We start from the raw sequence: 21595 nt of genomic DNA on the forward strand, positions 1-21595 counted from the left end.
TCCCATGAAAAAGTTTTTAAATATATTCTTTGCAGTTGTGCTCTTCATCATTCTGATATTATTGGTTGTTCCCATGATTTCAGTGTATCTGAAAGCACCCATGCTTCTGAGCGGTTACAGCAGCTCGTTTGCCATGCAGTTCAATTCACAGTTTGTTGTTTTGGGCTTGGTTTTACTATTGATCTGTTTTCTTTTCTACCGATATGGAAAATACTGGCGGAAATTACTGATAGCCAATTTGATCCTTTCCGTTCTGTTTTTTCTTGCCCAGATTTACTTCACTGCCGTCATGTTTTCTACTGCAAAAAAATACAATACTAAAGTTTCCTTTTCCCAGGGATTAAAAAGTTCCGGAGAGCCGGTAAAGCCTACGGAGACCTATTCTTATCTTACGATTTACAATGAAGAGCAGCATATAGATGTTTTCCGTCCGGAAACAAAATCTTCTGCGCCTGCAATTCCCGTTATTCTTGTGCATGGCGGTGCTTTTATTGAGGGAAACAGAACCCAGGTCGGCTATGCTGCCAACTGGTTTAAAGATCATGGATATGTTGTTTTCTCCATCGATTATCCTTTAGGAAAAGAAGACCGGCACAATTGGGAATCTGCTGTTAATTCAGTGGTGACTTCGATGGGATTCGTTGTGAAAAATTCAAAAAAATTCAATGTTGATCCGGAAAAAATAGTTTTGGTAGGCGGCTCCGCTGGGGCAGCTTTAGTGATGCAGGCCGATTTAGGATTAAGGAAAGGTTTTGCAAAATCTTATGATTCCGCGCAGCCTCCGCTTCCGGCTGGAGTTATTGCTATTTATCCGCCTGTCAGCCTATCCGAGCTTTGGCAGAAAATAGATGAAAAAAAGAATATTGACCTCAAACATGCAGCCAGAAAATACCTCGGAGGTTCACCCACCGAATTCCCACAACGCTATGCACAACTGAATTTAATAGACCAGCTTTCCGAAGGAATTTCCCCTACATTTATTATTGCAGGAGAAATAGATCATGTTGTAAACGTAGAAGCGACAAGAAAATTTGTGAAAAAAGCGGAAGAAATGAAGCTTCCCGTTTCCTATGTTGAAATTCCTTACGGAGAACATGTTTTTGATGCCAATTCCAATTCTATTGCCGGACAGATTGAATGGAATAAAATAGAAGAGTTCCTAAAGATTAATCATCTGGAAAGCCGATAGGAGCAAAGAGATAATCTTTTCTGAATAATTTTTAAACCTAATATATTTGGGCCTTCCTACTCAGGAAGGCTTTTTTGTATCCAAAATCTTTGTTATTATATTTTGATTTTTATTGAATAATATAATTGTTAAAATATGTTATTTTTATGTAATAAAATATAATTTTGTGATTATGTTGAAGAATGTTTATCTTTATGAGGTAAATCATAAAAATAAATTATACAGAGTTGTACTTTTGAAATACATGCAACCACAAAATTTAATATTATGAAAATCTATTACATCAGCATAAAACATATATTTTCTCGTCACACGTAAAAAATTATCTCATACATTCCACCTGGTAACACCTGGCATATTTTACCGGAATCAGTGTGAAGATAGCGGCAAAACAATCAAGATGATGGAGAAGGACAATAGTCTAACGATCATCAACAGAAAAATTTTATATTAAATTATTCAATATGATGCGAGTCATAAACACGGGAATTATTCTGTTGTAAATTTGAGATATCAAACCGATTAAAAATCGGATTCTTCCCTAATGGGAGTTACACGTAAGCTGTTCAGCTTAATGAAAATTATCATTAATACACTAAAACCATTGCTTTTCTGATACTAGTTAAGAACAGCAATACATCACTTATATATTAATTTTTTTTAAAACATTCGATTATGAACACTAGAAATTCAAACAATCGTAGTTCAAGAAGTAATTCTTCAAACAGTGAAAGATCTACTTTAGAGGAAGTTTATCAGTTAGGATATGACCATGGTTATAACGATGCATCTGAAGATGAAGATTATGATGATGATTTCTCTGATTATGAGAATTATTATGATGATTATGAAAACAGCTATGATGATGACGACTACGAGGATGATGATGATGAAGATTATGATGAGTATGATGATAACGAGGACGATAACGATAACGATAACAGAGGACGTGTAAGCTCCGGAGGAAGAGGAGGTTCCAGAGGAGGTAATCAACAGAGAGATAACCAGGGAAGATTTGCTTCTGGAGGCAGAGGAGGCTCTGGATCAGGTTCTGGTTCTAGATCCGGCTCGTCAGGAAGAGGAAGATCATCTTCAGGTTCAGGAAATGGAACTTCAAGAAGAGGCTTTGCATCCCTGAGTAAGGCAGAGCGTACCAGAATCGCCCGTATGGGAGGAGAAGCTTCCCATGGAGGCGGACGTTCTTCCAGTTCAAATTCAGGAAGATCGGGCTCAGGCGGTAGTTCAAGAGGTTCAGACTCAAGATCAGGAAACGGTGGTGGATCAGGCCGTGGTTCAGGCTCAGGAAATTCAGGAAGCGGAAATTCAAGAAGAGGTTTTGCTGCTATGAGTAAGGCTGAGCGTACCAGGATTGCCCGCATGGGAGGACAGGCTTCTCATGGTGGCGGAAGGTCCTCTGGTTCAGGAAGATCAGGATTTGGAGGCAGACGTAATAATTCATAATTTTTTAGATTACCTCTTTATAAAGCTGTAAAGAGGTAATCTTTTAATTTAAATTTCAACACCACATCATATACATATATCATGGCAACAAAAACAACAGAAAATAGTACAGCCACATCTGCAGGCACTGTAACCACATCTGCTGCAGATAAGAAAATGAAAGTAGATAATGCTTCGGTAGACAAAAACGAAATGAAAAATTCTCCACTGCACAAATTCTTTGTGACTTCACTTAAAGATATTTATTTCGCAGAAAATGCCATCATCGACGCACTGGAAAAAATGCAGGAAGCAGCAACAACCGAAGAGCTGAAAGAGGCATTTGAAGACCACCAGCTTCAGACCAAAAAGCATGTAAGCCGTTTGGAAAAAGTTTTTAAGCTTATCGATGAGACTCCTGCAAAAAAAGAATGTGAAGCAATAAAAGGAATCATAAAAGAAGGCGAAGAGGTTATAAAATCTACCGAAGAAGGCTCTATGACAAGAGATGCAGCTCTGATTATTGCTGCGCAGAAAGTAGAACATTATGAGATTGCAACCTACGGCGGCCTGGCCCAGCTTGCCATTACCATGGGTCACGATAAGGCAGCAGACCTGCTCGAAAAAACACTTCAGGAAGAAGAAGATACAGATTATAATCTTACTGAAATTGCTGAAACCTTCATCAACTTTGATGCAGAACAGGAGGATTAAATCAAATAATACATCATGCCATATGGATTTCAAAATCTATATGGCATTTTAATCCGGAAACTACCAGAGATATTGTCTGAATAAACTCTTCACACCACTAAATATTAACATTATGAAGCCGGATGATATTATTACGCACCCTCTTTCCCTTGAAGATGTTTCTAAAGGATACGAAATCTTTGACAAAACCTTTTTCAAACAATAAAATAATAGATAACCCCTAACAAAAAAAATATGAAGACAATCATTTTAATGGCATTTTGCCTTGCGAGTTTAGCAGCCTGCCGTTGTGAGGTAGACGAGGATGAAGCACACAGGAAAAACGATCTGAGAATAAAAAGTGACACTTTAAAAGCTAAATAGTGATGAACAGGGATGGAGCCAGAAAAAGCATATGGCAGGAGGAAATTAAAAAAATTTCTTTAGGTCCAGCCTTGGAGAAACATTATGATGTTGCCATCGTTGGAGCCGGTATTACCGGCATTTCTGCTGCAATAAGACTACAGAAAGAAGGTCAGAAATGTATTGTCCTGGAAGCTGCCAACATTGGCTTTGGAACTACCGGCGGAACCACAGCCCACTTAAATGACTTCTTTGATACCACCTATGCCCAGGCCATTAAAGATTTTGGTTTAAATAACGCAAAACTCCTGAAATATGTGGGCATTGAAGCCAAAAATATCATCAGGAATAATATCAGAGAATTTAACATCGACTGTGATTTTGAAAACAAAACAGCCTACCTTTTTGCCTTGGACGAAAAGCAGGAAAAACAATTGGAGGATATTGTAAAAGGGGCATCACAGGTAGGACATCAGATGACGTTCACCAATGAAATTCCTTTTCCTTTTGCATTCAAGAAAGCAGCTGTTATTCCCAATCAGGGGCAGTTTCATCCCATCAAATATATCAGGAGCCTGGCAGAGGCATTTATCAGCCTGGGTGGAACGATCTTAGAGGGCTGCGTGTGTGAAGGGCATGATGAACAGGAAAACTCAGTAGTTTTGCAAACTTCAACAGGAAATATTAATGCAGGTCATGTTATTTATGCCACTCATATTCCTCCCGGAGTGAGTATCCTTCATCTGATGAATGCTCCTTACCGCAGTTATGCCATTGCATTTAGTCTGAAAGGAGATCATTATCCTAAAGATCTCGGGTATGATCTTACCGATCCCTATCATTACTATAGAATTCAGAATATAAATGGTGAAGATCTGCTGATTGCCGGTGGTGAAGACCATAAAACAGGACATACAGAGGACACCGGAGAATGCTTTTCAAAACTGGAAAACTATGTCAGAGAGCATTTTGATGTAGATACTGCTGTTTACAGCTGGTCCAGCCAGTACTATGAGCCAACTGACGGGCTCCCTTATATTGGAATATTGCCGGGATGTAAAAAGATCTACACAGCCACGGGATTCCGGGGGAATGGGATGATTTTTGGAACCATTGCCTCACAAATTCTTGGGGACTTAATCTTAACCGGTTCCAGTAAGTATAAGGAACTTTTCGATCCGGGAAGGATAAAACCGGTGGCCGGCTTTACTAATTTTGTGAAAGAGCAGGCCAGTGTAGTATTGGATTTTGTAAAAGACAAATTGTTTATCGAGAAAATAAATTCCCTGACCGAACTGACTGAAGGCGAGGCGAAGGTTGTAAAATACGAAGGCGAATCTTACGCTGTATATAAAGACAGTGGAGGAAAGGTACATCTTGTTAAAAGTACATGCCCTCATTTAAAATGCGAAGTACGCTGGAACAGTGCAGAGATAAGCTGGGACTGCCCCTGTCATGGTTCCAGGTTCAATGTCAATGGGAAAATGCTTACAGGTCCTACGGTAAAGGATCTGCATAGAATTGAACTTTAGACCCAAATAGTAAAGTTAACTATGATCGATTAAAAGCCACCTTGTGGTGGCTTCATTAATTATTGCTATTTTTCCTATAGTATTTTTTCTTATTCTTTCTTTTTATACTCTTCAATCTTTTTAAACTGATTATAAGATACCTTCAGGCTGTGTAATTGTTCTGAAACAATTTTTTCACTTTTTTCACAGAGATTTCCGCTGTCAAGAGCTTTTTGATAGGCCTCAATAGCAGCTTTTTCACCAAAGATCACAATCTCTAAAGTAGATTCTTCGAGATTTCCCAGGGTAAAAGAATTTTTAATATCTATCCATGTTCTGTGGAGAGCTCCTGCAATAGAAGTTGAATCTTCAGGTTTTCCGTTTTTTTCAGTGATCAGGTTAATCAGCTCATTTTTCATGATTTTTGACTGGTAAATCATACGGTCATACTCATCTTTTATTCCAGGATACATTTCCCATATTTTTCCTTCAACTTTTTCAAATCCTTCTATCCTGTCATTCGTAATATGCAACAGGTCATTGAGGACAGCTACTGTTTCTTCTGTTTTCATACTTTATTTTTTTTGTTGAGTTGTATTTCTTTTTGGATAAAGAATTAAACGGATGGATGGGTTATTGGTGATAAACAGCCGGAACCAATCCAGTGCTAGCCTGATTTTACTTCTAAAACCTACCAGTGGGATGATGTGGATAAACAGCCAGGTAAGCCAGGCTGGAAAACCTTTGAAAGAAAATTTAGGAAGGTCTACCACAGCATTGAATTTTGAAATGATCGCCATACTGCCCTTATCATTATATTCGAAGGGAATAAGTGCTTTTCTGTCTTCAAGCCTGATGAAATTTTTAGCCAGATTTTTACCCTGCTGTATGGCCACCTGGGCAAGCTGTGGATGTCCTTTCGGGAAGTTTTTATCGGTTAACTGAAGAGCAATATCACCTACAGCATGAACATTTTCCATTCCTTCAACCCTGTTGTATTCATCGGTTAAAATTCTTCTTCCTTTTCCGATTTTGTCTTCCGGAATTCCCGGAACTTCCCGTCCTATAACTCCGGAGGTCCAGATCAGGGTTTCAGTGTCTATAGACGTTCCGTCGGACAGAAGCACCTGATTATTGACATAGTCTTTTACTGAAACATTAAGAAGTATTTTTACACCAAGCTCCTGTAAAGTCTTGTAGGAAGTCTGCTGCGCCATTTTACTCATTGGGGAAAGGAGAGTAGGCAACGCATCAATCAGATACAGATTGGAAAGGCTAAGCTTAATCTCCGGATACTCTTTTTCAGCAATATATTTCCCCATTTCCGCGATCATTCCTGCCAGCTCCACACCGGTAGGACCGCCACCTGCTATAACCACATTCTGTAATCTTTCTGCAGTTTTCGGGTCTTTATTTCTGGCGGCTTCCTCGAGATTGAGGAGTATATGATTTCGCAGATAAAGCGCCTCTTCTATATTTTTCATAGGAAGCGCACATTTCTGTACATTCTCCATTCCGAAAAAGTTGGATTCGGTACCCAATGCAATAACCAGATAATCATAGGTCAGATTTCCCGTATCTGTTTTTATGGTTTTGCTTTCGGGATCAATTCTGAGAAGGCTTCCCATATGAAAATTCACATTTTTGTATGTTGAAAATAATCTCCGGAAAGGGTAGCTGATATTGGATGCCTGAATAAAAGAGGTAGCCACCTGGTAAATAAGAGGAGGAAAGAAATGATAATTGTTCTTATCAACAAGCGTGATAAGAAATCTATTGTCATTTTTTAAGGATTTAATAAGATTAATTCCTGCAAATCCTCCACCAACAATAATGATATGCTTTTTCATGTTAATTGATATTTGGAATGGTTTTAATTATCCTCCAATAATGGCACCAAAAAATAGATCAGTATGTTACGATTAATTTAACAAGAGATCAGAAATGCAATGCTTTATAAAACCGTGTTGTTTCAGTTTGCCATTAGGCATGCTAATCTTCATAAAATTAGCAAACACTTATCATTGGTATTATTATCTTGATCATAATCAACTTATTTTTTATTTAAATATTTTTTGCAACAATAATCGAATATGGCTTGCTTTTTGATATTGAAAAAGCACCAATTTCTCCTAGGATGTTCATTACTTAACAATAAAATTTTAAGATATGATAATCAGTGAAGACCTTTTGTTAGCTTATGGAGGTGAATATGAAACTTATTTACCTAATGAAACTATTTTTAGTGAAGGAAGCTTTGCTAAATTTTATTATCAAATTGTTAATGGTGTTGTAGAGCTCAATAACTACCATGAGGATGGTAAGGAATTCACACAGAATATTCTTTCTGATGGGCAAAGTATTGGAGAATCATTACTTTTCAATGATAAGCCGTATCCCATGAGTGCGGTTGCTAAAATACAATGTACCGTCCTGAAACTTTCTCAGACGGATTTCTTTTCACTCATTCATCAAAATAAGGATGTGATGATGGATATGTTTAAATGTATGGCCGACCGGCTTTATTACAAATATTTAATGCTTTTTAATATTTCATCTACAGATCCGCATTTCAAAATCAAAACGGTCATGGATTATTTAAAGGCAACGCAATGTAATGACAATAACCAGACCTTTCAGGTGCCCTATACCAGACAGCAAATTGCCAACCTTACAGGGTTACGTGTTGAGACGGTCATAAGAACCATTAAGAAAATGGAAAGTGAAAATATGGTAAAAATTGAAGGCCGGAAAATACTTTATTGAGCTTTATAACCGGTCTTTAATTTATTAACATATTAATTAATATTTATAAATAACGCCATATGATTCATATGGCGTTATTTGTGAACTTCACAGTAGAAACATAATATAAATCGGCAGCATTGTGATGTAATTATCCCTTTTATTGAGAGCGGTCATTCTCAGGTATCAATTTTCCCATTTGTAATTTTTTATTGACAAATACCATTACATAAATTAGCTGAAAGCAGGGATTTTCTGCAGTTGTGATTTTCCGGATCTTTGTTTCAGTCATTTCAGGACACAAAAAACACATTGATGAAATTTTTTCCTTTTGTCGAGAAAATATAATATAAAACGATGATAGAGCTGTTTTACTGCTTTTGCATACATCTAAACCTTTAAGAACATGAAGAAATTATTTACGTCAGCGGTTTTCGCCCTGATCATAAACATTAACGCAGGTGCACAGCAAAAAATCTATTTTGATGAAAACTGGGAGAAAACCACTCAGGACAAAATGGAATTTTACCGTGAAACTGAAAATAAAGGAAAACTTACTTTAATCAGGGATTTTTATAAAAACAGAACACTTCAGATGGAAGGACTTGTTTCGGATGCTACACCGGGCAGCGAAATCTATGAAGGTAAAATTACCTGGTACAATCCTGAAGGTAAAGTATTGAGCACAGGGACATACGCCGCAGGTCGGCAAATTGGACCGGCCATGTCTTTTGATGAGCAGGGAAGGCCTTTGGAGGATCTGATTTATAAAGCGGACGGTACTTTTACGGGAAAAATATACAACTATAAAAATCCCGAGGAAATGTCTTATTATAACATTCTTACAACGTATGAAACTCCCGATAGTTTCAAAACGATTGTTTATGATGAAGATATTAAAGGAATCCGTTATGAAGCCATTGCTGACGGTAAAGGCTTGCTTGAAACTAAATTTTATGGTGAAAAAGGGAAATATATTGGCTCCAATAGTTCCGGCGATTCCGGTGATAAGGTAACAGTAGAGTATTATCAGGATCCGATGAGGGTCTCAAAAATCGAAAAGCAAAGTAAAGAAGGAAGGGTAACGGAAAGTATCATCTACTCCCAAAAAGGGGGAATTTTGCAGGAAGAAAAGAAGAATAAAAAAGGAGGTTATCAAAAAACGTATGATGAAGCGGGTAAGCAGATAGGCAGTCTTACCTACATGTATGATAAAGAAATCAATGATTACAAGCCGCAGGACGGAGAAGAGTATGTTTTTAATTATGAATTCTCGGGATTCACTGCTGTTAATGTTTATAAAAACGGGTCTGCAATCCTGAATAAATATTTTGATGAGAATGGGAAATTATCTTCCGAGCAGGTATTAAAAGATGAGGTAACCCAGGAAATCAGATATTATCATCCGGACGGACGGCCAAAAGGTTCTGTGACGTATAAAGATGATATGCCTTATAATGGTACGCTGTACGAGGGACTTATGGAACAGCATTATAAAGACGGCATTTTAGTGCACTCGAAGTCTTTCAGGCTGGAGGGGAATTTAAAAACGGAAACGAAAATCAATGCAGATCAGACGGTATACAATTCTACTGTTTATGATGAAAATGGAGCTGTTGCCTACACTTACAGTCATCCGCTTGAGCAGGGTGATGGTTTCACAGCGCAGATTGTACAGTATGCCAAGGGAAAGCCTGTCAATAAAGCGGTTGTAAAAGGCGGCGTCCTTGAAAGTGGAAAACTTAAGTACAAATCTGAATTCGGGTTAAAGGAACTGGAGCGCAGTGGAAAATGGATTATCGTAAAAATTTATAATACGGAAGGAAAACTGGTTCAGGATTCTAAAGTACTTGCAGAAACGCAGGAGCCGGATGCTTACAATTCATTAAATACGCAGATTACTGAGGCTGATCTTCAGTATGAACCTTTTGAGACTATATAAATTGAAGGTCAATTATTAATTCTGCTGTATCTTTTATGCAATCTTTTAGGATGTTATCTGATATTATGGAAAATGAAATCTCCAAAGTCGGTAGACCTTGGAGATTCTATATTCTGTAAATATCTAGTGATTATTTTGTTGACCAGTACGACAGACTTTGTAGATTCCGGAATAAAAACTTCTGATATTTTCTATAATTACCGGAAAAGGTTAAAAAAACTAGCGGATAAGAAGATAGATTCCAACACCAATTGCAGCATAAGCTGTAACCGTAAGAATATCAGCTATGGGTTGTGAAAAGCGTTTTTCTGCAATTTTCTCAGCATTGATCTGGTTCTTATGGAATTTCAGAATTTTTTTAGGATTATGAACCGGGTGTGCCACCAGACTGTCGCTTTCCCATCTGTCAACAATTACTTTATGACTCTTGCCATCTGCTTCAATTCTAACATTTTTACCGGATGCAAGTTTCTCCTGAATATTGATAGGAGCAGGCATTTGTTGTGCGTTCGGGCTTTGGGAAGCAGCTGTTGTGCTTTTCATTTGTGCAGCTGTATTTTGTTTATTATCAGCCGCTGGATCCACTTGTTTTTTTACCTGGTACGTATAGCAGCTGGTAAGGGAAAATAATATAATGATGAAATAAAGATTCTTTCGCATGAGCCAAATTTAAGAATTAAACGGAATATTTGGTGTTTTGTTTTGAAAGATGGTGGATTTTTAATGCCATAAACAAATTATTATAAGTGTTACCATCTTCCGTAAAAGAAAAATCCCAGCACTGCTGAGATTTTAAAATTACCTGTGATGATTCTTGAATCGGTTATTGATCATTTTGAATCTCCGGGTTTGTGTTTGTGAGGTTTTAGTTCCGGATGTTTCGGTTTTGTTTCCGGTGTTACTCTTCTCCTTTTGTCAGGAGTTCCGTCAGCCTTATCAGGTTTTGGACCAGGCTTAATTGCTTTAATTGTTTCCATAATAAAATTTATTTAACATACTAAATTTAAGGTAAGTCAAACTTCCCACATTACGGAAAACCACAATTGATGTATTATAATCTTCTTATTTTTATATATAAATAACTTAATATGATACTAACGTTAATTAATATCTCATTTGGTATTGGTGAATTCTTCTCAACAACATTCTTAATTTTAATTATTTTATCATTCTGCGTTTATCTCTACAGGATTTCCAAATATAAAAGGTATCAGAAATCTAAATATGCAATTTCATGTCTTTCAATCATATTAATTCTACATTTAGTAGTCTTTCCTTTTCTATATACTTTAATGCTCAAAAGTAATCCAGCTAGTTTTGAATTTAAAACAGCTATTCATGATAGTCGAAAACGAGTGGTGCTTAATGAGTGGATTGATGATTCTAAGAATATTCCTTATGAGATTAAATCTCTCGAAAATATTAAATCCTCAAATTATACGATTTTAAATAAGTCATTAAAAGAATTAAAACAATTAACTTTTACAGACAGTAGTATAATACATTCAGATTTTAATTTTAGTATTCCTAGTAGAAATAATGATCTTACAGCAACTATTTACATATTTGATAAAAGAGGTCTTCTAAAAAAGAAATTATACAAAGGTGGAAGTCAAACTGGATTAGATTCTGTGAAATTTGGAAGTATAATAAATCAAAATATTAAATACCTTAAAAATGAATTGCATTATTATAAAGTAAAAAAAGCAGAATTAGATAAAAATAATTTTTGGACTTATGCAACACTACTTCCATATAGTATATCTTCAATATTTACAGGAAATATGTCTCCATTAACGCCAATGGCTAATATATTATATACTATTCATTATGCTGTCATCTATTGTATTGGGATAGGCATTTTTCTTTATTTTCTAATTAAAAATCTGGAGTTCATTATTAGGAATCGAAAACCTTAATTCTTTTGACTATGATTATGAAAGTGTTGCGTTTTTTCAAATATTTTTTTTTATTTTTTGCTTTAAGTAATATCTCTAAAGTCTGGAGGCTGCGAAGAGCGGAGCTATTACCCCCTCGCTACCGCACGAATCTTTTCGTGTGGTTTTTATTTCAGCCACTTTCTCATTAAGTTTTTATCTTTATAAAAACATAATTGATGAGTCGTAATTACAAATTCCACAATCCTGAAGGATTATATTTCATAAGTTTTGCTGTTGTAGGTTGGCTGGATGTTTTTATTAGAAATGAATACAAAGAAATTCTTTTAGAAAGTTTAAGATTTTGCCAAAAGAGTAAAGGAATGGAAATACATGCATGGTGCATCATGCCAAGCCATGTACACTTAGTTTTCAGAAGTATAAATGGGCAGAAACCAGAAGCTCTGATTGGTGATTTAAAAAGATTTACAAGCAAAGCAATTGTGACAGCAATCAAGGAAAATCCTACAGAAAGCAGAAAAGAGTTTTTATTAGATTTCTTCCTTAAAGAAGGTTCAAAAACTTCAAATGTAACTCAATATCAATTTTGGAGACATGATAATAAACCTATTGAGTTATGGAGCAACAGAGTGATTAACCAGAAAATTAATTATGTACATCAAAATCCGGTAGAAGCAGGTTTAGTTTTTCGTGCGGAAGATTATAGATACAGCAGTGCAACTGATTATTCTGATGAAAAAGGACTTTTAGATAATATTGTTGTTTTTAGAATGTTTGATTTATAATGCTAAAACCACACGAAAGGATTCGTGCGGTAGCGGGGGTAGGGAAAAACATTTTATTTTGATATTCTTTAATTGCGTTAATGAAATTCCCGCTTTTCTAAAACTCCGTCTCTATACATTTCAGTGTAGATCAATTGTCCTTTTTTCCTTGTATTTAAAATGGGCTCTCCTGTTTCTTCATTGTATTTTTGCAGTAATTTATAGAATTTCCATTTTCCGGTTGGTAAACCATTTTTATACTCCGCTTCCAGATAAGTATAGGGATCTGTAAATTCCGGATGTTTTTGTAAATCCATCGATCCATTGGGTTTAAATTCTATCCATTTTCCTTCTTTATGGTGATTTTTTACCACGCCCTGTTCTTCATCATCTTTATAAGGACCATCATTATCGTAGTATCTGGTAAACTTTCCGTTGGGCAGAATCTGGTATTTTTTTAAAGGTTTTAGTTTAAAAGGATTTTCAGTAAACTCATAATCCTGTAGAGAAATGATATAATTTTTATCGATATTAAACAAGGTATAGTTTGCAAATCCCATTTCCCCCTGATGATTAAGATATACTCTCTTCATATCGTTCAGCTTACCGTCCTTCGTTGAAACTAAATACATTTTTTCAATAAACGGTTCGGCATAACGAACGGTATTATAGACCGCCATAAAGTACAGTGAATAGTCTCCATAACACAGAAAATCTGAGGCTATTTTAATCTGGTCATATTTTTCATTCACATTTTTGCTGAATGGCAGGAAAACATCATATTCTTCAGGCAGCAATACAAGATCTTTTTTTATTTGTTTTTCAAATTGTAGTGCATTGATTTCCTTTAATTTATTTTCATCCTGTATAGCAGACAGAATAGAGTCAACGGTTATCCGTTTTGAAATATCTGAATATCCAAATGGCAGATTGATGCAATCAGCTTTATTGGTATTAAAGAAAACTGATCCTTTGTCTGTTGAATGTGCTGCTGTGTTTACTTTATTTTCTGTTTGAGCCTTACTGTAGCAGGAAAAAAGAAAAAGCAAAACAGTAAAACAGGCGATATTAATTTTAGGCATATATATCTAATATTGGGGTGAAACCGTGAACATGCAAATGGTTATTATGTCTTGGAGTAGCGGTATGCGTGGTATGAGGTAACCGTGTATTGGCATTGTCTGCAGTACTGGCATTTGAGGTGTTTGAAAAGTTTTCCGACCGGCCTGACCCGAATCCAAAATCAAAAAGAATATTCCGGAGAATAACCTGGCTGTCATAATCAAAATTCGCTGCCGCAAGGACTGTATTGATTCCATTTTGCTGAGTCGTTAATAAATTCAAATCTCCTGCTTCTCCATTCACATGTTCTGCACTGGGATAGCAGGATGCATCAGAATAAGAAAAACCTTGTGATACGATGTAGTGAGTGTGTCCTTCCTGTCTGAATTGTGCTAATGACCCTAAGAAACCGGCAAATAAATCCGGCTGAACGCTTCTTCTTCTGGTATGCTGAAATCCATACCGAATGATGACTCCGTCTCGATTATAATTGAATGCTTCAAAAATCTGCGGTCCTACACCATTATTCGCTAAAATATCCATATCGACCAACTCGACATTTCCTGGTTGATTGGCGTACCATTTGTCTGTGGCTCCATCACCAAGAGTTCCGTTGGAATACACCAATAACTGATGGGCATCTATATTTTCTCCGGCAGCTCTGTTCGCCGTGAAATCTATTGTATCCAAAAGATTTCCTCTTTGGGCAAGCGGCGGAATGGTATTGACTCTTCTTTTTCTGGTTACAGTTTCTTTAGTTCTGTTACAAATCCTGTGTTCATTATCGTTTTGGTCGTAATAAAAAAAGATAACATCAGTGGAATGGTTATTCAGAACCTTCTGAATCCTTCTTCTTCTTTCCGGGTTTGTACTGATCACTGCTAAAGTATTGTACGTATTACTGCCATGGTAAATGGTATATATATTTTTATTGACCACTCTGAATCTTCCTGTGTCATCATTTAAGAAAATACCTGCTCCGTTTACCTCTTCCTGTCCGTCTCTATAGGCGCAGGGATTATTATCTGTTCTTTCTACGGCTACTTCCAAATTAATACTGCCGTCTGCCAGTCTTCTGGTCCAGTCATCAAAAGCAGCTCTTCCGTCGGGCCTTAGTTGCAGCTTAATAATAGCTTTATTGATATGATCATTTAAGTTACCATAATGGCCATGGTTACCATTTCTATCATTCAGGGCATCAAAATTTCCTACCTGTACCGTAAACAGCCTCTGTGCCTCATATCTGGCAGGAGATACAAAACGCATCAATTGTAATGGATCTGTATTTTCTGTCATCGTACCTGCTGAAGGCCTTATCACCGCATCTATACTCAGGTCTGTCATGTTGCTGGTCTCTATGATCAGATACACTGTTTTGCCTAATATGGAATCGTATGGAATATTTTGATTCTGATGATCTTGCTGCGCATGAGCAGAATCAATTTTTGTGAAATTTACTCTTGTTCCGTTGTCTGTTGTCGTTTTCTTGGCAAAATAAACTTCAGTAATTCGCTGTAATGAGTTATCGGGAGTATCCGGAGCCAATGGACCGTTTAAAGTTTGTGTTTGCCCGGAATCTGTTATTGTAATACGTGTCGCCATTTTAAGATTTTTCTTTTTTAATACGGGAGTTTTTATATTTCCTGACGAGGATTATCCACGATTTTATTTTCCTTAAATGATGTAAAGCCAAGAACTTCATATAATAAAAATACAAAACCGACATGGTATAATTTTTTGCTGAATTTTTCATCCAGTTGGTCCTGCATTTCTTCAATCCATCCTGTTTTTTTATAGTTCTTCATGGCCTATTTCTTTTATATGATAGATGATTTTCTTTTGGTAGTTTTCTCCCAGGGAAAATTCTATAGTAAGTTTATGCTCCAACACTTCTTTGGTAATAAAATCTAATAACATCTGCCCTTTATATTTGTCAAGTTTTGGAAAATCTGTTTCCCTGTTATAAGCAATTTCCTTTCTGTTCATTTCTCCATAAAACATTTCCCAATTTTTATCTGAAGGAATGTTGCCGGTATATTGTAACAGTAATAATTCATCATCACAACGCATAGCTTCCGTTTGTACATGCTCTTCTATGTCTATTACAGTATTGGGCATAAAATTACGGTAACGCACGCTATACTTTACCTGATTCTCCTTCTCGTACCTTCCATAAAATTTATGGATGATCATTCCAAAATGAATGTTTTTTAAAAAATCCTTACACACCAAATTTTCCTGTTGAGAAAATGCTTTTAAAAATTGATAAGAATCTTCTGCCTGTTTGCCAACATAGGACCGGGAGAGCTTTTCTACTGTTTTTTCCACTTTATCCTGAAGAACTGACAACCCCTGTACATTTTTTAAGTTTCCATATTCGTCCGTTATGAGCACTACATCATCATTGATATCTGCAATTCTGGCTAAAAAATCTTTTTCGGACAGTGAGAGTTCCTTATCCCTATGAACTCTGTCAAAAATTTCGATATGGTATTCAAACTTCTCTTTTTCTAAATGCTTCAGCGTAACATGAAAATTTTTGTTGAGCTCGCTTCTGTGGGTTTCTCCATTGATGGTGGTATATTCATTGTAGGAAAATCGGTAAAATTTCTTTCCTTCCGAAAGGTTTAATTTAATATCTATGGGAAATACGGGCTCCATAATTTTCGCTCATTATTTTTACTTAAAAACTATTTTGCCTCCGGAGGAAACCCATTGGTTTTTTTTGTTCCAAGACCCATCGCAATCCTGTTGCATTTGTTTAACTATTTTTGCTTTTTTTATGTCAATAATGGCACACGTGTAGTTTTCATGCAGAGTACTGTCTTTATCACTTTCATGTACATATTCTTTAATGATGCCGTCTACAACTACGTACTTTGCATTAGGGGACAGTGAAGAAAAGAGCTCGCTTCCGGTCCCTTTAAATTCACTTCCTTTACCTACTTTTATCTTTTTCTTTTTATTAATAATATGGAGATTATACCATAGCTTCATAGGACTGTTGTAGGAAGCATAATACAATGATAAAGTATCATTTAAAGTTATGATAGTGTCTTTCTTTACCGTTTTCTTCTGTACATCATGATGTTTTTGGGAAATAACGTTTCCACAGGTAACAAAAATGATTACAATCATTAGCATAAATGTCAATTTTTTCATGATGATAAGTTTGAGTTTTTTTCCATTTTTTCATACCGTTTATCCATATCTGTGCCTCTTCTTTTATTCCCGTAATCATCAAGAATTTCCTGCTCGTATTTACTGTGCATATCTCCCCATTCGCCAGGATTTCTTGATGTATTTTCTAGTTTTTCCCCTTCTTTTCTGGTTTTGTTTTCTTTGGCTGTGTTAGCATCTTTTTTTGCAAAAAACCGGTCTAATGCAGAGCCGAAATCGTCTTGTACATATCCTGGTCTGTTAATGTGATGATCCAATGCAGTTGCTTTGCCTAATTTTGATTTTAAATAATCTGACAGTTTATATGAATATCCTGTAGGAGTTAAAGGAAGTACAACTTCTTTCAATCTCTTAATAAAATCCAGCACTTGTTTTTCCTGAAATACTTTATCAATAACAGCATTCACGATCGGTTGCAGAGGTTTACATTCTACTGTTTTTCCAAATAAAGATTCTTTACAATTTTCTCTGATTTTATTTGATAATGTATTTCCTGTAATTTTCTCCGCTTTAGGATCTGCCGGATCTTTATAGTATAGAATCCCAGAGTCCACCGTCCATCCGCATGATACAAATAACTCGTCATATTTTTCAGGATGCTGAGCTTTAAATTCTTCAACCTGTGTAGTAAATTCACCTTTTCCGGTATGATCAACTGTTTTCTGCATGGCCCCCGCAGTTAATATCATTTGTTCACCTGAAAGGTCCCAGTCATAGGATTGAACAGAATCTAATTTGCCTTCATTTTCAGACATTCCCACCAAAATAGCCTTTTCTTCAGCCGTAATTTTCTTTTCTTCAATCAATGTATCCCAATCGGAATAATTTTCAAGTTTTTTCGATCCCCAGTAGGCTGGTCCATATTTTTTACTATATCGGGTACATGTAATATCATAGTTGTTTCCACAATTACAATATCTGATTTCAAACCTCTCACTGTCTTTATTTAAAAACTCATGTGTCTCATCCGGAAATTTCACTTCATCTTCTGTTCCTGTTACTTCAGCTTTGAAGTATAAAAAGGCGTTCGCATCCTCTCTTTTAGCAAATTTCTCCACCAGTTTTTTTAGATCTTCATCAGTTTTGGGACGCATCGTTATTTCTTTGGCATACACCAGTGTTCCGTTGATAGTGAATTCTATTTTGCTTTTCTCCGCCTCGCCATCTAAAAATTTGACAGGATTTTCATATACGTTTTCAGTATTTTTCAATTTATTTTCATGGATATCAACAGAGAGTTTGCCGCTTGCTCCTTCACAATTGGCTACAACCCATACTTTCTTTTTAATGGTGGTGCTGTTTATTCTCTCAAAATCAAAATCCGGACTGCCATCAGCTTTTTTTGCTGGTATTTCCTCTTCCCAAGTAATTTTTACTGATTCTTTTGCCTTTAATTTTACAGAATCCTCCTGATCTGCCTTGAGGTTCCTTCTTCCTTTTTTTTCGTACTTCTTTTTGACATCAGATACCAGACCTCCACTTTTAACAGTATAAGTTTCTTCTTTAGTTTCCCAGGTCATTTTAGGAACTTGTTTTGCAAAATATATTTTTACCACATTCACTTCATGATCCACCTGGTGGGGGAGATCATAAACCTTCTGATTGGGGTTTACAGAATAATCATCTTTTTCTTGTACTTCACTCATAACTTTTTATTTTGAGCTGATTATTGAAAATTGTTTGAACTATTATACTTTGTTTCCAGGTCTTAACTTTTAAAAATTTATCTACCAACAAAATTTATCTGATACTGCATATTCTGTACATTGATCAACAGTCTTTAATTTACCTCCAACAATTTTATTTTTATAGAGTTTTCTTTCTCGGGTATCACTCACTCCGGTTATTAGATATTTTCCTGTTTTGTCCCATCCATAGAAAGGGGCTTTATCGAAAAAATCTGGCATAAATATAAATCTGTTTTCTTTTTCAGACCATTTGTAAAATTGATACATATCATTGTCTCTCATAGAGCTTGCAAGATCGAGGATAAGAAGGTCTTCATATCCATCATTATCAACATCTGTTACTGATATAAAATTGTAGTCTTCATTACGAAAAATCATTTTTTTCTTACTTACAAAATCATTTTCTTTAAAATCTTTATTCTTATAATAATCATAAGTATCATAATATGAACTCTTATTGTTCACTTGCCAATGCTGAAGTTCAACTGTTCCTTCTATACATTCGTAGGCAGACCTGGGTAAAAGGCCATTGGTGTCTTCCTGTATTTCAGGAATGGTATAATTTTTTCGTCCTGCCAAATCTTCAGACTTCGAAAGTCGCAACCGAATGTCCATCTTTTTTTTATTGACTTCCAACGGAATGGTTACCACATATTGCAAAAGAATACTCAATGTATCTACATATTTTTGCATACTTTGCTTCTTGGAAGACGCCGATATTTTACCACCAATTTCCGTAGAATCAATTTTTGCTATATTGATATCCTCTTTGTCTGAGGTTCTTTTAGATTGATTTCTAGCACAGGAAATCAACAGTAATATAAAACATATTTTAAACTGATTAGTAAAAATCATTTGAGTTATTATATTTTGTTTTTAAGTCTTTAATCATTTTTAATCTTAATGTTGAGGGTAAATCTTTTAATGTAATGTTCAGATTATCATTTAGTTTACATTTGCCATCTTCTCCACAAAAATATTTTATATGATACAGATATTTTTTATGGTTATAAAATATAATGTAGGAGACTTTTGTATCATTATCCCAATTTCCACAATATGTAAAGGGTATGAAGACTGCCTGATGCTTATTGATGTTATGATCAGATATATTATCTGTTTTTAAATTGATTAAACCGGATTGCGCATATGGATAATTATAAACTAGGCTATCGCTGTAATTTTTATTTTTGACAGTAGCGCTGATATTAGTTACAGCTCCGTCGAATCTGTTTTTTTCAGAGTTACAGGGATTAATTACTTTTACGGTAAGTTTGTTTGATATTGTTCCGTCTTTAAAGTTTTTTTGTATGATCAATGAATCCTGATAATACCTTTTCAAAGTATCATTCAAAGGCTTTTGTCCGCAAACAGGGATAAAGAACAATAATATCAAACTAGTAACTAAGCTTTTCATTTTTTGTATAATAAATAGGTAACTCATCGTCTTCAGGTTTTTTGGTATATTCTACAGGGTATATGGAAGAGGTTCTTTGTCCGAAAGTTCCCACACAGACTTTGTTTCCCTGATTTCCTCCAAGATAATATATGGTTTTACCATCACTGCTCTTTCCAACAGCTATACTTACGTGGTGCTTATTTAATAAAACACATATTGAACCTACCAAAGGTTGATTCCCTGCTATAAGCTTCCCCCATACCGGATCATCAAATTCCTCTTTTTCCAGACCTTTTTTATCTGTTGGATTTTTCTTAAAACCAGCTCTATATCTGGTCTTTTCTTCTCCATATGAATAGGCACCCGGATCTAATTGGGCAGAATACCCGCTGTTTTTCAAACACCAGCCTACAAATGAGGCACACCAAGAACTGTTATCGGTATTAGCACAGGCTTTTGGTTTATTTTGTCGGTTGATGGCGTGGTATTCATCTATGATCTTTGAGCAATGGGTAGATTCTGAAACTCCCAGTTCCTGTTCTTCTCGGGCTTTAACAACCCATGGCTGTTCCAGATATTTTATTTTAAAATATTTCCCTAATTCATTTAAGAAGGTATTTTTTAAACTGCTGTTTCCTTCTTTACCAAGATATTCAATTTTTGGTTCGTCAGAAGTCACTTCTATATATACCGATGCTTCTTTTTCAGGACTTGCTGCTATGAGTTTAGCCAAATTAAATGATAAATCATCAGCGCGTTGATTGAGCATGAGTTTGAGCACTGCTTTGTTTTTGAATTGGCTCGAATTTTCTATTGTGGAATCATTTGCAAAATTGTCAACTTCTATTTCAAATTCACTTTTTGCTTTTATGCTTGCATATTTTGCAGCATCTGTAACTTTTTCCACCTCTTTTATATCAATTAAACTTACCTCAGCATCAACATCTGTTAAGACTTTATTTTTACCGCTTTTAATCTTAACCTTTATTTTCTTTCCAGAAAGTCCTTCAGTTTCAACAATTAAAGCAACCTGATAACTTAATCCCCGTTCTGATATTCTTTCTGTAGATATTTTCGTAGTCTCTTCTTTCTTTTTAACAGTAACTTTTTTACCCAGTTTCTTGTTGTAGACTTCCTCTTCTTTTTCAACAGAAGTGCCTTTCTCCGAAATCCATTTCACAAAATAGGCATCAATAATTTTAGGGATTTCATTGTTTTGAATCTCACTTTTTATACTTGCTGCCTGCGGAATCGGTGTTGCAGTAGCTGTATTAAACTCAGGATCACAATCGATATAGGATTCTTTTACCAAAACAGTTTGTTCCTGTATAATAGAGGTTCCCAGGTTTTGCCAAGGCGTTAATTTTATAACGCTCATACAGGGTGGAGGAGACATGTTTCTTGCAGGCCATTTCGGGTGCCCGCAAGTTCCTTTAAACTGAAGGTTTACCATATTGTTTCCATCGCCATGTGTAGCAAATAGCTTATCCTGAAGGATTATTTCGTTAGAGGTAACTTTCAGTTCTCCGGGCGCCTGAGCATAAGGACACTTCAACTTGGCTCCATGCATTACCATTTCTCTTTTTTCTAAAGGAGAATTTTCGTTGGCTTTTTTTTGTTTTTCTGCTCTTTTTTCAGAAAGCTTACGGTCATGCGCTGAAGTATTCTGATTTTCCATGTGTTAATATTTTGAATTGGATTCAATTGTTGAAACCGGAATC

22 protein-coding genes are annotated in these 21595 nt (G+C 35.7%); 9 read left to right on the forward strand and 13 right to left on the reverse strand.

Annotated elements, in window-relative coordinates:
• The first annotated feature begins 4 nt into the window (after positions 1-4).
• The 5 genes from ACMGDK_RS18480 (at position 5) to ACMGDK_RS18500 (ending at position 5217) form a co-directional block, all read left to right on the forward strand.
• Positions 5-1189 (forward strand): alpha/beta hydrolase, encoded by a 1185-nt coding sequence (locus ACMGDK_RS18480; RefSeq protein WP_436809287.1) that lies wholly within the window; start codon positions 5-7, stop codon positions 1187-1189.
• A gap of 675 nt (positions 1190-1864) precedes the next feature.
• On the forward strand, positions 1865-2650 hold the full coding sequence (locus tag ACMGDK_RS18485) for a hypothetical protein (RefSeq protein WP_436809288.1): 786 nt from the start codon (positions 1865-1867) through the stop codon (positions 2648-2650).
• Positions 2651-2731: 81 nt separating this feature from the next.
• The gene (locus tag ACMGDK_RS18490) at positions 2732-3343 is read left to right on the forward strand and encodes a ferritin-like domain-containing protein (RefSeq protein WP_436809289.1); all 612 of its coding nucleotides are present in this window, start codon (positions 2732-2734) and stop codon (positions 3341-3343) included.
• Positions 3344-3577: 234 nt separating this feature from the next.
• The gene (locus ACMGDK_RS18495) at positions 3578-3706 is read left to right on the forward strand and encodes a hypothetical protein (protein WP_436809290.1); all 129 of its coding nucleotides are present in this window, start codon (positions 3578-3580) and stop codon (positions 3704-3706) included.
• A 2-nt stretch (positions 3707-3708) separates the two neighbouring features.
• The gene (locus ACMGDK_RS18500; protein ID WP_436809291.1) at positions 3709-5217 is read left to right on the forward strand and encodes an FAD-dependent oxidoreductase; all 1509 of its coding nucleotides are present in this window, start codon (positions 3709-3711) and stop codon (positions 5215-5217) included.
• Between the two features lie 89 nt (positions 5218-5306).
• Here the strand turns inward: ACMGDK_RS18500 and ACMGDK_RS18505 are convergent, their stop codons facing one another.
• Together ACMGDK_RS18505 and ACMGDK_RS18510 are read right to left on the reverse strand one after the other, a co-directional pair.
• On the reverse strand, positions 5307-5768 hold the full coding sequence (locus tag ACMGDK_RS18505; RefSeq protein WP_436809292.1) for a PA2169 family four-helix-bundle protein: 462 nt from the start codon (positions 5766-5768) through the stop codon (positions 5307-5309).
• 3 nt (positions 5769-5771) lie between these two features.
• Positions 5772-7046, reverse strand: a complete 1275-nt coding sequence (locus ACMGDK_RS18510) for an NAD(P)/FAD-dependent oxidoreductase (protein ID WP_436809293.1) — start codon at positions 7044-7046, stop codon at positions 5772-5774.
• A 319-nt stretch (positions 7047-7365) separates the two neighbouring features.
• Here ACMGDK_RS18510 and ACMGDK_RS18515 point away from each other — a divergent pair, with 319 nt between their 5' ends.
• Together ACMGDK_RS18515 and ACMGDK_RS18520 are read left to right on the forward strand one after the other, a co-directional pair.
• Positions 7366-7962, forward strand: a complete 597-nt coding sequence (locus ACMGDK_RS18515) for a Crp/Fnr family transcriptional regulator (protein ID WP_436809294.1) — start codon at positions 7366-7368, stop codon at positions 7960-7962.
• A 385-nt stretch (positions 7963-8347) separates the two neighbouring features.
• The gene (locus tag ACMGDK_RS18520; RefSeq protein ID WP_436809295.1) at positions 8348-9883 is read left to right on the forward strand and encodes a membrane-binding protein; all 1536 of its coding nucleotides are present in this window, start codon (positions 8348-8350) and stop codon (positions 9881-9883) included.
• 219 nt (positions 9884-10102) lie between these two features.
• Here the strand turns inward: ACMGDK_RS18520 and ACMGDK_RS18525 are convergent, their stop codons facing one another.
• A complete protein-coding gene (locus ACMGDK_RS18525; RefSeq protein ID WP_436809296.1) occupies positions 10103-10543 on the reverse strand; it encodes a hypothetical protein in 441 nt (146 codons plus the stop codon).
• A 170-nt stretch (positions 10544-10713) separates the two neighbouring features.
• Positions 10714-10860, reverse strand: coding sequence for a hypothetical protein (locus ACMGDK_RS18530; protein ID WP_429934505.1), 147 nt, complete (start codon positions 10858-10860; stop codon positions 10714-10716).
• A gap of 315 nt (positions 10861-11175) precedes the next feature.
• Between ACMGDK_RS18530 and ACMGDK_RS18535 the strand changes: the two genes are divergently transcribed.
• Positions 11176-11802, forward strand: a complete 627-nt coding sequence (locus tag ACMGDK_RS18535) for a hypothetical protein (protein WP_436809297.1) — start codon at positions 11176-11178, stop codon at positions 11800-11802.
• A gap of 197 nt (positions 11803-11999) precedes the next feature.
• The gene (locus tag ACMGDK_RS18540; RefSeq protein WP_436809298.1) at positions 12000-12566 is read left to right on the forward strand and encodes an REP-associated tyrosine transposase; all 567 of its coding nucleotides are present in this window, start codon (positions 12000-12002) and stop codon (positions 12564-12566) included.
• A 77-nt stretch (positions 12567-12643) separates the two neighbouring features.
• Here the strand turns inward: ACMGDK_RS18540 and ACMGDK_RS18545 are convergent, their stop codons facing one another.
• The 9 genes from ACMGDK_RS18545 to ACMGDK_RS18585 all read right to left on the reverse strand — a co-directional run bounded on the left by ACMGDK_RS18545 (position 12644) and on the right by ACMGDK_RS18585 (position 21552).
• A complete protein-coding gene (locus tag ACMGDK_RS18545; protein ID WP_436809299.1) occupies positions 12644-13627 on the reverse strand; it encodes a toxin-antitoxin system YwqK family antitoxin in 984 nt (327 codons plus the stop codon).
• Entirely contained in the window at positions 13620-15209 is a 1590-nt protein-coding gene (locus ACMGDK_RS18550; protein WP_436809300.1) for a hypothetical protein, read from the reverse strand. Before ACMGDK_RS18550 ends, ACMGDK_RS18545 begins: the two co-directional genes overlap by 8 nt.
• Before the next feature lie 32 nt (positions 15210-15241).
• Positions 15242-15412, reverse strand: a complete 171-nt coding sequence (locus ACMGDK_RS18555) for a hypothetical protein (RefSeq protein ID WP_436809301.1) — start codon at positions 15410-15412, stop codon at positions 15242-15244.
• Positions 15399-16268 carry a hypothetical protein gene (locus ACMGDK_RS18560; RefSeq protein WP_436809302.1) on the reverse strand — a complete coding sequence of 290 codons (870 nt, stop codon included), beginning with the start codon at positions 16266-16268 and terminating at the stop codon, positions 15399-15401. Before ACMGDK_RS18560 ends, ACMGDK_RS18555 begins: the two co-directional genes overlap by 14 nt.
• Before the next feature lie 18 nt (positions 16269-16286).
• Positions 16287-16769 (reverse strand): hypothetical protein, encoded by a 483-nt coding sequence (locus ACMGDK_RS18565; RefSeq protein WP_436809303.1) that lies wholly within the window; start codon positions 16767-16769, stop codon positions 16287-16289.
• Complete coding sequence (locus tag ACMGDK_RS18570) at positions 16766-18433, reverse strand: hypothetical protein (protein WP_436809304.1); 1668 nt, start codon at positions 18431-18433, stop codon at positions 16766-16768. The genes ACMGDK_RS18565 and ACMGDK_RS18570 overlap by 4 nt, the downstream gene beginning before the upstream one ends.
• An 81-nt stretch (positions 18434-18514) precedes the next feature.
• Complete coding sequence (locus tag ACMGDK_RS18575) at positions 18515-19330, reverse strand: hypothetical protein (RefSeq protein WP_436809305.1); 816 nt, start codon at positions 19328-19330, stop codon at positions 18515-18517.
• On the reverse strand, positions 19317-19892 hold the full coding sequence (locus ACMGDK_RS18580; protein WP_436809306.1) for a hypothetical protein: 576 nt from the start codon (positions 19890-19892) through the stop codon (positions 19317-19319). The genes ACMGDK_RS18575 and ACMGDK_RS18580 overlap by 14 nt, the downstream gene beginning before the upstream one ends.
• The gene (locus ACMGDK_RS18585; protein ID WP_436809307.1) at positions 19873-21552 is read right to left on the reverse strand and encodes a PAAR-like protein; all 1680 of its coding nucleotides are present in this window, start codon (positions 21550-21552) and stop codon (positions 19873-19875) included. The genes ACMGDK_RS18580 and ACMGDK_RS18585 overlap by 20 nt, the downstream gene beginning before the upstream one ends.
• Positions 21553-21595: the final 43 nt, after the last annotated feature.

Origin of the sequence: Chryseobacterium hilariae (assembly GCF_051400735.1) — a bacterium.
Lineage (GTDB): Bacteria > Bacteroidota > Bacteroidia > Flavobacteriales > Weeksellaceae > Chryseobacterium.

Excerpts from the sequence above, each read along its gene's own strand:
- ACMGDK_RS18480 (WP_436809287.1), top strand. The coding sequence starts at position 5 with ATGAAAAAGTTTTTAAATATATTCTTTGCAGTTGTGCTCTTCATCATT.
- ACMGDK_RS18485 (WP_436809288.1), top strand. The coding sequence starts at position 1,865 with ATGAACACTAGAAATTCAAACAATCGTAGTTCAAGAAGTAATTCTTCA.
- ACMGDK_RS18490 (WP_436809289.1), top strand. The coding sequence starts at position 2,732 with ATGGCAACAAAAACAACAGAAAATAGTACAGCCACATCTGCAGGCACT.
- ACMGDK_RS18495 (WP_436809290.1), top strand. The coding sequence starts at position 3,578 with ATGAAGACAATCATTTTAATGGCATTTTGCCTTGCGAGTTTAGCAGCC.
- ACMGDK_RS18500 (WP_436809291.1), top strand. The coding sequence starts at position 3,709 with ATGAACAGGGATGGAGCCAGAAAAAGCATATGGCAGGAGGAAATTAAA.
- ACMGDK_RS18505 (WP_436809292.1), bottom strand. The coding sequence starts at position 5,768 with ATGAAAACAGAAGAAACAGTAGCTGTCCTCAATGACCTGTTGCATATT.
- ACMGDK_RS18510 (WP_436809293.1), bottom strand. The coding sequence starts at position 7,046 with ATGAAAAAGCATATCATTATTGTTGGTGGAGGATTTGCAGGAATTAAT.
- ACMGDK_RS18515 (WP_436809294.1), top strand. The coding sequence starts at position 7,366 with ATGATAATCAGTGAAGACCTTTTGTTAGCTTATGGAGGTGAATATGAA.
- ACMGDK_RS18520 (WP_436809295.1), top strand. The coding sequence starts at position 8,348 with ATGAAGAAATTATTTACGTCAGCGGTTTTCGCCCTGATCATAAACATT.
- ACMGDK_RS18525 (WP_436809296.1), bottom strand. The coding sequence starts at position 10,543 with ATGCGAAAGAATCTTTATTTCATCATTATATTATTTTCCCTTACCAGC.
- ACMGDK_RS18530 (WP_429934505.1), bottom strand. The coding sequence starts at position 10,860 with ATGGAAACAATTAAAGCAATTAAGCCTGGTCCAAAACCTGATAAGGCT.
- ACMGDK_RS18535 (WP_436809297.1), top strand. The coding sequence starts at position 11,176 with ATGCTCAAAAGTAATCCAGCTAGTTTTGAATTTAAAACAGCTATTCAT.
- ACMGDK_RS18540 (WP_436809298.1), top strand. The coding sequence starts at position 12,000 with ATGAGTCGTAATTACAAATTCCACAATCCTGAAGGATTATATTTCATA.
- ACMGDK_RS18545 (WP_436809299.1), bottom strand. The coding sequence starts at position 13,627 with ATGCCTAAAATTAATATCGCCTGTTTTACTGTTTTGCTTTTTCTTTTT.
- ACMGDK_RS18550 (WP_436809300.1), bottom strand. The coding sequence starts at position 15,209 with ATGGCGACACGTATTACAATAACAGATTCCGGGCAAACACAAACTTTA.
- ACMGDK_RS18555 (WP_436809301.1), bottom strand. The coding sequence starts at position 15,412 with ATGAAGAACTATAAAAAAACAGGATGGATTGAAGAAATGCAGGACCAA.
- ACMGDK_RS18560 (WP_436809302.1), bottom strand. The coding sequence starts at position 16,268 with ATGGAGCCCGTATTTCCCATAGATATTAAATTAAACCTTTCGGAAGGA.
- ACMGDK_RS18565 (WP_436809303.1), bottom strand. The coding sequence starts at position 16,769 with ATGAAAAAATTGACATTTATGCTAATGATTGTAATCATTTTTGTTACC.
- ACMGDK_RS18570 (WP_436809304.1), bottom strand. The coding sequence starts at position 18,433 with ATGAGTGAAGTACAAGAAAAAGATGATTATTCTGTAAACCCCAATCAG.
- ACMGDK_RS18575 (WP_436809305.1), bottom strand. The coding sequence starts at position 19,330 with ATGATTTTTACTAATCAGTTTAAAATATGTTTTATATTACTGTTGATT.
- ACMGDK_RS18580 (WP_436809306.1), bottom strand. The coding sequence starts at position 19,892 with ATGAAAAGCTTAGTTACTAGTTTGATATTATTGTTCTTTATCCCTGTT.
- ACMGDK_RS18585 (WP_436809307.1), bottom strand. The coding sequence starts at position 21,552 with ATGGAAAATCAGAATACTTCAGCGCATGACCGTAAGCTTTCTGAAAAA.